Here is a 10,424-nt window from a genome sequence, read left to right as displayed (position 1 = left end):
TCACCTTTCCCCACCGCCCCGATGTCCCGTTTCCGCTACCTGACCCGCGCCGTGTGGCTGCTCTCGCTCATCAGCCTGTTCGCCGGACCTGGCCAGTGAGATGCTCTACCCGGTGATGCCGCTGTACCTGCAATCCATCGGCTTTTCGGTGTTTTTCATTGGCCTGCTCGAAGGCGTGGCCGAAGCCGTGGCCGGCTTGAGCAAGGGCTATTTCGGCCAATGGTCGGACCGGCTGGGGCGGCGCGTGCCCTTTGTGCAGTGGGGCTATGGGCTGCGCCCTGTCCGCCGCTGCTGGCGGTACTGGCCACCCCGGCCGGGGTGCTCCTGGCCCGCACCGTGGACCGGCTGGGCAAGGGCCTGCGCGCACCGGCGCGCGACGCCCTGCTCGCCGACGAAACCACGCCCGCCGACCGGGGCAAGGTGTTCGGCTTTCACCGTTCCATGGACACGCTGGGCGCGGTGTTTGGCCCGCTCGCGGCACTGGGCTGGCTGGCGGCGCATCCGGCAGTACCGGCCGCTGTTTCTGTGGGCCTTCGTGCCGGGCGTGCTGGCGGTGGGCCTCACCCTGGCACTGCGCGAGCGGCGGGCCGTGCCGTCGGGGCGGCCGGTGGTGCCGTTCTGGGCCTCGTTTCGCTACTGGCGGGCCGCGCCACTGCCTTACCGGCGGGTGGTGGGCGGGCTGCTGGTGTTTGCCTTGTTCAACAGCTCCGATGCCTTTTTGCTGCTGCTGGCCCGGCAGCGCGGCCTGTCGGCTACGGCCGTCATCGGCCTCTACATTCTCTACAACGTCACGTACGTGCTCAGCGCGTGGCCCCTGGGCTACCTGGCCGACCGCCTGGCCGCGCCGGCTGCTGGCCGCCGGCTTGCTGGTGTTTGCGGGGGTGTACGGCGGCATGGCGTTCGTGCGCGAAGGCTGGGCCTTCGCGGTGCTCTGGCTTGTATGGCCTGTACGCCGCCGCTACCGAGGGCGTGGGCGGCCTGGGTCAGCACGCTGTGCGCTCGGGCCGATACCGGGGCGGCTTTGGGTACGTTAGGTGGGCTGAGCAGCCTGGCTGCTCTCGGGGCCAGCGCCGGCGCGGCTTGCTCTGGCAGTTTCGCGGGCCGGGCCTTACGTTCGGGCTGGCGGCCGCCGTGGCGCTGGGCGTAGCGGGGTACCTGGCACTGGTCCGAACCGAAGAAAAGCCAATCGGGGATAAGCTAGCCGCTTGTCGGGCAGCGACACCACCAAATCAGTTAGGAGTGCCGGCTACCGAAGCGGTTCCGCGTTGTCGCTGTCGCGCAGCAGCACGCGCACCTGCGCCAGCAAGGCCTGGTTGCGCTCCAGAAAGCCGGCAATCTGGTCGGGGTGGTCAATCAGTTCCACGCACTGCGGGTGTTTGAGCGGCATGTGCTCGTGGTGGCCGTGGTAGCGCGTCGCCGGCCAGGTAGCCGGCCGTCACGTTGAAGGCAATGGCCTGCTCGATGCCCTGCGCTTTGGCGGCCTTGAGCAGCTCGTGGGCCAGCGGGCGGCCCAGCAGGCGGCGCCAGCCCTGCCGGCCGCTGACGGGGCACCGTGCTGAAAGTAAAGCCGCAGCACGGTGTAGGGAACGTGGGGTTGGGGAATGTGACGCTTCATGGGGTGGGGTTGCGGGCCGCCTTTGGGGGCGGCCCATTTTTGCGGTGTTCGGGGATTTCGCCCAGCTGCCGGCCCTGCTCGCGGCCGTGGCGCAGGTGCTTGGCGTGGCCGATGACCTGCGAAGAATAGATGCCCAGTGGCCCGAAAACAGGTAGGAGGCCGCGCAGGCCAGCGCTAGGTACACCCCGGCGTGGGCGCCGAAGAGTTCCAGGCCCATGAAGGTGCAGGCCAGCGGCGTATTGGCCGCCCCCGCAAACACGGCCACGAAGCCCATGCCCGCCAGCAGCGCCACCGGCAGCGGCAGCACCAGGGCCAGGGCCGAGCCCAGCGCCGCGCCAATGAAAAACAGGGGCGTGACCTCGCCGCCCTTGAAGCCGCAGCCCAGCGTGAGGGCCGTGAGCACCAGCTTCAGCACGAAATCCTGCGGCGGCAGCGGGGCCTGAAAAGCGGCTACGATGGTGGGCACGCCTAGGCCGATGTACTTGGTGGTGCCCAGCGCGAAGACGGCCAGCGCCACCAGCCCGCCCCCCACCACGGGCCGCAGCGGCGGGTAGGCGATGCGCTTGAACAGGCGCGTGATTTCGTGGGTGAGGCCGGCGAAGCCGCGCGCCGTGAGCCCGAACAGGATGCCGCAGCCCACCGCCAGCAGCAGGGGCACCGGCGCCAGGGCCGGCGCGTCGAGCCTGCACGTACTGCGTGTGGCCCACGCCCCAGGCCCGGGTCACCAGGTCGGCGCTCACGGCGGCCAGAAAGCTCGGCACGATGGCGTCGTAGCGAATGGAGCCAATCAAAACACTTCCAGCCCGAACACGGCCCCGGCCAGCGGCGTGCCGAACACGGAGGCAAAGCCCGCGCTGATGCCGGCGATGAGCAGCAGCTTGCGGTCGCGGGGCCGCAGCCCCAGCAGGCGGGTGAGCTGGTCGGCCAGGGTGCCGCCCATCTGCACCGCCGTGCCCTCCCGGCCCGCCGAGCCGCCGAACAGGTGGGTGGCCAGCGTGCCGAAGAGCACGAGTGGGGCCATGCGCAGCGGGATGACCTTACGGGGGTTGTGAATCTCGTCGATGAGCAGGTTGTTGCCCTTCACCACGCCCTGGCCCAGGTAGTAGTAGCTGGCCCCGATGACGAAGCCGGCGGCCGGCAGCAGCGCAATAACCCACCGGTGGGCTTCGCGCCAGGTGGTAATCCAGTCCAGGGCGAGCAGGAAGCCGGCCGAGGCGGTGCCCACCAGCAGGCCCACGCCGGCGCATATCAGCAGCCAGCGGCCCAGAAACAGCAGGTGGGGGACCTGGTCCATGGCCAGCACGGGCCGAAAGAGCGCAAGACGGGGAGGGCGAAAGGCCACAGCAGAAAGGGGGATTAGCAGCGTGATAAAATGAAGTGGGGGCTAGCGCAGCGGCACCACCAGCACGGGGCAGTGGGCGCGCTCCATCAGGTGCTCGGCCGCGCCGCCCAGCAGCAGGCCCAGCAGGCCGTGCCGGCCCTGGGTGCCGACCACCAGCAGGTCCGCCGGCCAGGCTTCCACGGTGGCCAGCACCTGCTCGGCGGGCGAGCCCCAAGGCAGAAAGCGGGTGAGCGGCAGCCCGGGCGAGGCCAGTGCCGCGAGCTGGTCGAGCAGCTCCTCGCCGCGGGCCAGCAGCAAGGCCTCCGCTTCCGGGTGGGTCTGGCCGGCGTCGATGTTGCCGATGGCCAGGGCCTCGTCCAGCACGCACACGAAAGCCGCCTCCGCGCCGAGGGCGGCGGCCAGGTCCAGCCCGGCCCGCGCGGCGTGGTAGGCCTGCGGGCTGGCATCGGCGTAAATCAGAATCTTGTGGTACGGCATGGCGAGAGGAGATAAGGCCCGGGTGGAATTAAACAAACCGCGCCAGCCACAGCCCGGCGAAGGCGGCCACCATGCCCACCAGCACGCTGCCGGCCGCGTAGGCGAAGAGCAGCAGCAGTTCGTGGGTGCGGGCCAGCGTCACGCTCTCGTAGGCGAACGTGGAAAACGTGGTGAAGCCCCCGCAGAAGCCCGTGGTCAGAAACAGCCGCCAGGCCAGCGGGCGGCGGTGTGCCGCTCAAAGAAGCCCAGCAGCAGGCCGATGAGCAGGCAGCCGCTGACGTTCACCAGGAAGGTGCCCAGGGGAAGCCCACCGGCACGTAGCGCAGAAAGTACTGCTGCACCCAGTAGCGGCTCACGGACCCCAGCAAGCCTCCCAGCCCAATCACTAACACCGAACGGTTCATAAAACGTGCTGAAGAGGTGCAGATAAGATAGAGGCTTGGTTTAGGTCAATCGGGCCAGCCAAAGCCCCCGGCGGCCAGCAGCAGCCCCACCAGCAGGCTGCCCAGGCCGTAGAGCAGGATGGTGCCCCCGCCCAGGTGGCGAAACAGGCCCTCGTAGACCACGTGAAAGAACGCCGTAAAGCTGACGATGCCCAGCACGTAGAAGGGCAGCCTGGGCCCCAGCGCGGCCAGCCGGCGGTCGTACACGCCGAGGACGAAGCCGAACAGCAGGCAGCTGCCCCACACCATCAGCAACGTATCCAGGGGCAACCCGCCGGGCAGCAGGGGCAGGGTAGAAAGAGCAGTCATGGGGGCGCATCGCTAAAATTCCGGGTTGGTTTTCAGGTCCACCGCCCCTTTTTCAGCAGGCGCAGCTCGTGTTTCAGGTTGTGGGCGTTGCTGCGCGTGGCGTAGTCCGCGTCCAGCCGGCGCAGGTCGGGCCGGCCGGCGTTCACCCAGGCCGTAAACCAGAAGTTGGCGGTGGACTGCACGGCCAGCCGCAGCCGGCGCTCAACGAAAGAGCCCAGGGCCTGGTGGTAGCGCGTGGCGTAGGCCGAAGCGTGGTAGTCGTCGTTAAACTGGGTCTTGCGGATGGCGCCCTGCGCGTCGTGCTCGTAGCGGTCGGCTGCGGGCACCGCGGCCTGCAGCTGCCGCTCCACGGCCAGCAGCGTGTCGGCGCTGGCGTAGCTCCCGGCCAGCAGACGCCAGGTTTCCGCCACCGGGTCGGGCAGGTACGTGGCCGGGCCCACGTCGAAGCGGTAGGCCGCGCCGAACAGCTCGGGCAGCTGCCCTTCAAAGAAGGCGTGGATGCCGGTCTGGCCCGTGAGCTGGCCGTCGTGGTTTGCCGACGTGTGCAGGGGCATTTGCGCATCGCCCAGGTAGTGGCCCAGGTCGGCGGCCAGAAACAGGATTTCGTCTTTGCGTCCGTTTTTCATGGCCTGGGTCAGTTGCGCCAGGTTCTCCTGAATGGTCCAGGGCAGCGTCCCGTTTTTGGCCAGCGTGGCCGCATCGTACAGCTTACGCGCCTCGGCCGCCGTGCGGGGCAGCTGGTCCAGCGGCACGGGGTATGCTTCGAGGTTGATGAAATGGCGCGGCCCCTCGGCCCGGTCGTGCAACACGAACTTGCGCGCGTCGGGCATCACGGCCTCCTCCGTCACAAAGTCGGCGTGGTTGTAAAAGAACGTGCGCAGCTCCGGCGGCAGGGCCAGCACGGCGGCGCGGTTGATGCGCTGGTGGCTCCAGGCGCCCCAGGCAAACAGCAGGGAAGGCACGGCCAGCAGCAGCAGGACGAGAAACAGACGACGCGGGATGGAAAAGGGAAACACGGACAGCGGGAAACGGTAAAAGAAAAACGTAGGGGACACCCCGCCGGAGACGGGCCCGCGTTGCTAGGCTGGTGGGGGCGGAACGGGCGGCATCAGCCGTGCTTCGCCCCAGGCGTACAGCCGGCTCACCCCGTAGGCAAGCACCAGGCTCACCAGCACGGGCACCAGCACGTCGGAAGGGTAGTGCACGCCCAGGTACACCCGGCTGTAGGCCACCAGCGCGGCCCAGGGAAACAGCACCCCGGCCAGCCAGGGAAGTTGCCGGCGGGCCGTGAAGTAGAGGTAGAACGCCAGGGCAAACACGTTGCTGGCGTGCGAAGACACGAAGCCGTAGGTGCCGCCCCGGTAGGCGTGCAGGTAGCGCAGCTGCCCGGCCAGCGCCGGCTCGTGGCTGGGCCGCAGCCGCTGAAACCAGGCTTGAACAGGCCGGAGGCCACCTGGTCGCTGAGCAGGAGGAGCACGGCAATCAGCGGCAGCAGCAGCCACGCCCGGCGGCGAAAGCGCACGGCCAGCAGCGCCAGCAGCGCGGCATAAAAGGGCACCCAGGTGAAGGTTTGGCTGGCCCACCACATCACCGCATCCCCAAGCGGGTGGTGGTGGCCGTTGGCCCACAGCAGCAGGCGCGTGTCGAGGGCTTGCAGCAGCTCACGCATACGCCAGCCCGTTGGCCCACCGGTGCGGACGCAAAAGCGGAAAGAAGGGGAAAGCGGGTGCGGCAGGGCCGCGGGCAGCAAAAAGAAGGGCGAGATGCACGAAAGCGAACGATACGATGAGCTACCCGGGCGGCCCGCGTGGCCGTCCGTTTCAGTAGGAATCATCAGCGCAGGACCCGGGCCCCGGCGGTTCGCGGTGGAAATCCATCACCGTATGCCGTGCAAAGATAAATAAAACCGGGTATGATAGCAGGCCGAAGAAAATGCCGCGAGGACTGCTTACGTGGCGCTGTGGAGTAAACTTTCCGGCCGGGAGATTTGCCATCGAACGTGTTACCTGGCGGCCCTGGGGTAGCATACTTATCGGGCACTGCTTGGGGACAAACCATTTGGTGGGAGGCCGGTTCCTAATCAGGCCGGACTGCTTGTATTACCTGGTTAGAAGTTGAACAGTTAGCGGTGCTATCGGCTCGTAATAGGCGCAGGACTGCCGTCTTTAGGACGAAACCTACCGCAGCGGGCCCGTTTCCCACGGGCTCCGTCGGCGTGAATGGGCACCTCCCGAGGGCGAAAAGAAATAGCAACGGTCAGGGCGGTTGAGGCGGCGGTGGCGAGGCAGCACGGAAACCCGCTTTCCTTAACGTGCGATTTTTTCCGTTTCCTGAGGGGACCCTAGTTAGGCGGCTCGGGTTCCTGCGGCACCGCCTGCTGCTGCCCTGCTCCTGCATATAGGGGCTGCCGAATTGAGCTTTAATGCTAATTTTAGCCCTATAGTCGGAACTGATGCGTTAGCGGGTTAAACCGTGGGTATGGGCTGTACTGATTCAAACACTGGTCTATCATGAAAAACGAATGGGATTTTTTTGCTGATGTACAGCAGCGAGTAGCGAATGGCCAGCAGTTAGTACAAGGGTTTTTCGCCAACTCATTCACGTTTCCTTATGACGAGCAGCGCGGGGTAGTGCTTGACGAGGACGGTAACCAGTACGAGCTAGGCAACGACTACAAGCAGGCACTAAGCAAGTGCATCCAGCATTCGCAAACGCCGTGGGGCCTCTGCTTCCGGGAACGCCTGATATGCTTTGGCCAACAGGTAGCGGCAACCGGCTACGCCGCTGATTACATCGTTGCCTATCCCCCGCTGCGGAATCAGCCCCCGCTAACCAGAACCCTAAAGCTTGGGGCCGCGGCGGCGCTCCTGCTGCTGCGTTTGCGTCTGCTCCGGCTTGATTGGGGGATTGAGTACCTGCATGGCCTGGCGTAGCTGGCCGACGCTGTGGCTGTCTTTGAGAGCCGGCACCTGGTCAATCTTTGCCAGTACCTTAACTAGATTCTCTTGGTCCAGTGGTTTGATTTCCGGCTGTTTGAGCAGGCTTTTGCTTACCTGTTGCAAGTAGGCCGCCTGCAATCCTCCGCCGTTTTCCCGTAGCGATTGCGCCACTGGCACGGCCGCGTCGATAAACTCGCGCCGGGCCTGGTCTTGACTGGGTGAATTACTCGGCTGTATCTGCTGCTGCTCCGCCCGCTTCTGTTGCTGTGCGATTTCCTGGGCGGTGGCAAGTTCCCGGCGTTCCGTTTGGTCCTGCACCGGCTCAATGACCGTGGCCTTGGGGTTCGTGGCCAGTGCGTCGAGGGCGGCACTCAGGGCCGGGAGCTGGGCCGAAGCAACCGGGTAGCGCAAGGTCAGTTCGGTAGCAAGTTCGCGGGGCTGGGCACCCTCCAACCGTAGCGAATGGTCGATGCTCAGGCCCGCTTTCTCTAGGTTCTGCTGCAAAGTGCTGAGCTGGGACATTTCATCCCGGCTCTCCCGAAACTCCACGGTTAGCAGTCGCTCTCCCTCTCGCGGGCCTCGGCCTGTGCCTGGTGCTGCGCGGTAATTTTGCCAACGCCTTCTATGGGCTCATTTTTCCAGTGGTCCATTCCAAAGCCGTACTGGTTTTCGTCCACCGGGCCAAGCTCCCGCTTCACTACCTGCTGCATCTGGTCCTGCTTCAAGTCCTGGTTCCAATCCTTGCCCTGGCTCTTGACGATTTCAATCTTATGCTCAAAGGCTAGGCTTTGCGTCGCGCCCTGGTTGAATGCCCCCAACGCCTCGCGGTTCATTGGAACGTGAAACTGATAAGTATTGGGGCCTAGCTTCGTCGAGCTTATCATCTCGTCGCGCAGGGTCTGGCTCACGGCCTGGGTGTTGGTTTCGCCGGCCTGGTCGCGGTACTGGCGGGCGGTCTGGTCGTTGTATGCTTTGAGGTGGTTGGTCAGCGCCTGCACCCCGGCCGGGTTAGTGGCCGTGACTTCGACGGTCAGCAGATGCTTATGCTCCCGGACTACTTTCATCGGGTTTTGCTCACTGGCGAAGCCAGCGAGTAGGCGCGTGTCGTAGTGGTGGCCCTGGGTGTCGTTGTCGAAGGCAGCCCTGATACTCGGAATCCGTTCCTCGCTGAGCAGGCGCTTCATCTCAAAAATCTTGTTTTGAGTGAGTACGCCCGCCGTGGACGCATACAGGGCTTTCTCGCCGGGGTGCAGTTGCGCGTATGACAACGCATCGAGCGCAGATTCTGCCACTACCATATGCGCGGCGGGCCGGCCTTCGGGTAGCTTACTCAGCCACAACGAGCGGGAAAACTCGCTCTCCGGGGCCTGGCCCTTGTAGCCCTCCCCTTTCAGTTCCAAGCCCACTACGCGCCCCTCGTGGTAAGCCGGAAAAGCTGTGTTTACGAATGTCTTAGCCGGCATTCCTTCCTTCTGCACGGTGTGCAGCTGGTTTAGGATTCGACCGGCAAACTGCGGATTTTGTATCGTGCTTCTGGTAATACCTCGGCTTTCCAAGTAGGCGGTATTTTCCAGCGGCCGGCAGTCTTTGGTGTAGATGCTGTGGAATTTCTCGCCGGGTGCAGTTATGCTGATGGGAGGTAATTCCAGCTTGGGCCGCTGGTCTTCGGGCAAGTTCAGGTAGGCCCGGAAATGGTCGTTCACAGTCTGCCAGACGTTGCGGCCGGGTTGCTGGTCGATGCCCACGATGCGGCCGGAGTTCACCCGGTTTTTCATCCAGTCGATGACACTGCCTTTGTCGCGGTCATCGTGACTGTTAAAGTACATCCAATCGTTACCCCGCCCTTTGAAAACCACAAGCGTATCATCCCCTCGAAAACGTGCCATTTGCCTTTGCCTAAGTCCTCCCCTTTTTTGAGGTTATAGCCGTAGTGGGTCAGCAGTTCGGGGAGTTCTACTTGCTCCTTGATTTTCTGAAAAGTCAGGTCGTGTTCCATGATGGTGCAATAGGTGGGCTAGGGTGAAGGGGAAAAGATAGAAGCCCGAAAAACACATTTTCGGGCTTCTACGAGGGCAAAACGGCCTACTGCGGCCGGCACTTTAGAGGCGCGGTCCGCGCTGCACTTTAGGAGCTTCCACCTTCGGCGCTTCCACGGTTACGGCCTGGGTGGTGCCTTTTACCGTCTGCTCGGCGCGGGTGCTCTGGCCTTGCTGCAACTCGTGCGCGGCGGGCCGGACTTCGATACACGCCTTGGCGGCGTTTACCTGCACGGTTCCATCGAACTTTCTACCTCCGTCGGCGCTGGCCATGTTAGACAAGTCCACGGCCTTCCCTTCTTTCAGGTCGTGGCTCTGCTCTTTCGTTAGCTTAACTCCGGCGATGGTGTCATGCAAAGTAACTTTGTTCTCTGGCAGAATGACAACTTTGTTCATGGCTTTATCCACTGAAACGTAGCCGTTGTACTCCTGGCCCTTCTCGTCCTTGAGGCCGCGAATGAGGCCCGCGTTACCCTCGGTTTCGAGCTTCTGGCGCTGCTCCGGGGTGAAGGGCTGTCCGCCAATTTCGTTCGGGATAACGAGCTTCTCCTGGGGCAATTCAATTTTTAGGGTGGCCGTGCCGTCGGCCTCGCGGTGCAGCACCATTTTACCCTCAAACTTCACGGCTTCCTGCCCATCCTTGCCCGCTACCTGCATAGATAGCAGGTCGGTTTTCTCGCCGCTCAGCAGCTTTTGAAGCTGGCCCTTCTGCTCTAGGTCAGCGGTGCTCAGGCCAAGCGAAGCCAGCACTTTTTGCGGCACGTCGGCCGCTTGAAACAAGGTCGGGGCCTTCGCCGCGGCTGACTGCTCCGGGGCCACTGCGGCACCTGGTGCTGCCGGCGTGGCGGCGGCTACTGCGAGCGCTATGGGGCCGCTGGCCGTCTGGCCCTGGGGAGCCTGTTTCACCTGGTCGTCGCCCTGGTCGAGCCTGCGCGGAGCCGGCTTTTTCAGCAAGCGGGCCTGCAACTGCTGGCGGGTCTTATCATAATCAACTTCCAAGGTCTGCCGGGTCTTGGGGTTGCCGTTGAGGTGGGCGTAAAAATTCTTTAGAAACACGGATGCGGGATTGCCGCTGGTGTCGATATCAAAGATGCTTTTTCCTTCCTTCAGTACCTGCTCCTTGGTTTTGCCCTGCGCCTGGGCTAGCTGCTCTACCCGCTGCTCACCGGCGCTCTGCTGGACCTGCTCCGGCACGGTCAGCGCCGTTTTTGGTACGGCAGTGAGGTTGGCGCTCAGCGCGTCCCACTGCTTCACACCGAAAGC

Annotated in this window: 11 protein-coding genes, 1 pseudogene and 1 riboswitch; of the genes and pseudogenes, 1 reads left to right on the top strand and 11 read right to left on the bottom strand. The window is 64.4% G+C overall.

Annotated elements, in window-relative coordinates; genetic code table 11:
* The first annotated feature begins 115 nt into the window (after positions 1-115).
* Entirely contained in the window at positions 116-1,147 is a 1,032-nt protein-coding gene (locus ACFQT0_RS28800; RefSeq protein WP_380206726.1) for a hypothetical protein, read from the top strand.
* A gap of 202 nt (positions 1,148-1,349) precedes the next feature.
* Here ACFQT0_RS28800 and ACFQT0_RS28795 read toward each other — a convergent pair.
* The 11 genes and pseudogenes from ACFQT0_RS28795 to ACFQT0_RS28745 form a co-directional block, all read right to left on the bottom strand.
* Positions 1,350-2,909, bottom strand: a pseudogene (locus ACFQT0_RS28795) (chloride channel protein).
* A 90-nt stretch (positions 2,910-2,999) separates the two neighbouring features.
* On the bottom strand, positions 3,000-3,434 hold the full coding sequence (locus ACFQT0_RS28790; RefSeq protein ID WP_380206528.1) for a universal stress protein: 435 nt from the start codon (positions 3,432-3,434) through the stop codon (positions 3,000-3,002).
* A 28-nt stretch (positions 3,435-3,462) separates the two neighbouring features.
* A complete protein-coding gene (locus tag ACFQT0_RS28785; protein WP_380206751.1) occupies positions 3,463-3,633 on the bottom strand; it encodes a fluoride efflux transporter FluC in 171 nt (56 codons plus the stop codon).
* A gap of 82 nt (positions 3,634-3,715) precedes the next feature.
* Positions 3,716-3,838, bottom strand: a complete 123-nt coding sequence (locus ACFQT0_RS28780) for a hypothetical protein (protein WP_380206524.1) — start codon at positions 3,836-3,838, stop codon at positions 3,716-3,718.
* A gap of 45 nt (positions 3,839-3,883) precedes the next feature.
* Complete coding sequence (locus tag ACFQT0_RS28775; protein WP_380206523.1) at positions 3,884-4,186, bottom strand: hypothetical protein; 303 nt, start codon at positions 4,184-4,186, stop codon at positions 3,884-3,886.
* 32 nt (positions 4,187-4,218) lie between these two features.
* Entirely contained in the window at positions 4,219-5,202 is a 984-nt protein-coding gene (locus ACFQT0_RS28770) for a zinc dependent phospholipase C family protein (RefSeq protein ID WP_380206724.1), read from the bottom strand.
* A 63-nt stretch (positions 5,203-5,265) separates the two neighbouring features.
* Positions 5,266-5,688, bottom strand: coding sequence for a phosphatase PAP2 family protein (locus ACFQT0_RS28765; protein ID WP_380206722.1), 423 nt, complete (start codon positions 5,686-5,688; stop codon positions 5,266-5,268).
* Between the two features lie 315 nt (positions 5,689-6,003).
* A riboswitch (Fluoride riboswitch) is annotated at positions 6,004-6,076 on the bottom strand.
* A gap of 950 nt (positions 6,077-7,026) precedes the next feature.
* The gene (locus ACFQT0_RS28760; protein ID WP_380206721.1) at positions 7,027-7,647 is read right to left on the bottom strand and encodes a hypothetical protein; all 621 of its coding nucleotides are present in this window, start codon (positions 7,645-7,647) and stop codon (positions 7,027-7,029) included.
* Between the two features lie 29 nt (positions 7,648-7,676).
* Positions 7,677-8,951, bottom strand: coding sequence for a toprim domain-containing protein (locus ACFQT0_RS28755; protein WP_380206719.1), 1,275 nt, complete (start codon positions 8,949-8,951; stop codon positions 7,677-7,679).
* The gene (locus ACFQT0_RS28750) at positions 8,897-9,121 is read right to left on the bottom strand and encodes a hypothetical protein (protein ID WP_380206717.1); all 225 of its coding nucleotides are present in this window, start codon (positions 9,119-9,121) and stop codon (positions 8,897-8,899) included. The genes ACFQT0_RS28755 and ACFQT0_RS28750 overlap by 55 nt, the downstream gene beginning before the upstream one ends.
* A gap of 103 nt (positions 9,122-9,224) precedes the next feature.
* A complete protein-coding gene (locus ACFQT0_RS28745; RefSeq protein ID WP_380206715.1) occupies positions 9,225-10,415 on the bottom strand; it encodes a DUF3945 domain-containing protein in 1,191 nt (396 codons plus the stop codon).
* Positions 10,416-10,424: the final 9 nt, after the last annotated feature.

Source organism: Hymenobacter humi, assembly GCF_042665855.1.
GTDB lineage: Bacteria > Bacteroidota > Bacteroidia > Cytophagales > Hymenobacteraceae > Hymenobacter > Hymenobacter humi.
Note: the sequence above shows the minus strand (reverse complement) of the source record. Positions and strands in the feature narration are given on the sequence as shown.

Excerpts from the sequence above, each read along its gene's own strand:
- ACFQT0_RS28775 (WP_380206523.1), bottom strand. The coding sequence starts at position 4,186 with ATGACTGCTCTTTCTACCCTGCCCCTGCTGCCCGGCGGGTTGCCCCTG.
- ACFQT0_RS28780 (WP_380206524.1), bottom strand. The coding sequence starts at position 3,838 with ATGAACCGTTCGGTGTTAGTGATTGGGCTGGGAGGCTTGCTGGGGTCC.
- ACFQT0_RS28790 (WP_380206528.1), bottom strand. The coding sequence starts at position 3,434 with ATGCCGTACCACAAGATTCTGATTTACGCCGATGCCAGCCCGCAGGCC.
- ACFQT0_RS28800 (WP_380206726.1), top strand. The coding sequence starts at position 116 with ATGCCGCTGTACCTGCAATCCATCGGCTTTTCGGTGTTTTTCATTGGC.
- ACFQT0_RS28755 (WP_380206719.1), bottom strand. The coding sequence starts at position 8,951 with ATGTACTTTAACAGTCACGATGACCGCGACAAAGGCAGTGTCATCGAC.
- ACFQT0_RS28750 (WP_380206717.1), bottom strand. The coding sequence starts at position 9,121 with ATGGAACACGACCTGACTTTTCAGAAAATCAAGGAGCAAGTAGAACTC.
- ACFQT0_RS28760 (WP_380206721.1), bottom strand. The coding sequence starts at position 7,647 with ATGTCCCAGCTCAGCACTTTGCAGCAGAACCTAGAGAAAGCGGGCCTG.